1 protein-coding gene is annotated in these 355 nt (G+C 60.6%); it reads right to left on the bottom strand.

What is annotated here, in order from left to right; all coding sequences use genetic code 11:
* Positions 1-355, bottom strand: a 355-nt coding sequence (locus A3764_RS22800) for a DDE-type integrase/transposase/recombinase (protein WP_150122428.1), incomplete at both ends; no start/stop codon positions are given.

The following is a 355-nucleotide window of genomic DNA, read 5'->3' as shown; positions in this document are numbered from 1 at the left end:
GGTTTCGGCCAACGCATTGTCGTAGCTGTCGCCAACGCTCCCCACGGAAGGTTCGATACCGGCTTCGCCCAGCCTCTCGGTGTAGCGAATGGACAGGTATTGCGATCCGCGGTCGCTATGATGAACCAACCCCATGGCCTTTGTCGGCCTTCGGTCATGGACTGCCTGCTCCAGTGCATCCAAGACGAAACCTGTCTGCGCTGACGTGCTGGCGCGCCAGCCGACGATCTTGCGCGCGTAGGCGTCGATGACAAAGGCGACATAGACGAAGCCCTTCCAGGTGGCGACGTAGGTGAAGTCGCTCACCCAGAGCATGTTGGGTGCCGGAACGCGGAACTCACGGTTTACCTTGTCC

It is taken from the genome of Sulfitobacter sp. HI0129, assembly GCF_001635395.1.
GTDB lineage: Bacteria > Pseudomonadota > Alphaproteobacteria > Rhodobacterales > Rhodobacteraceae > Sulfitobacter.
Note: the sequence above shows the minus strand (reverse complement) of the source record. Positions and strands in the feature narration are given on the sequence as shown.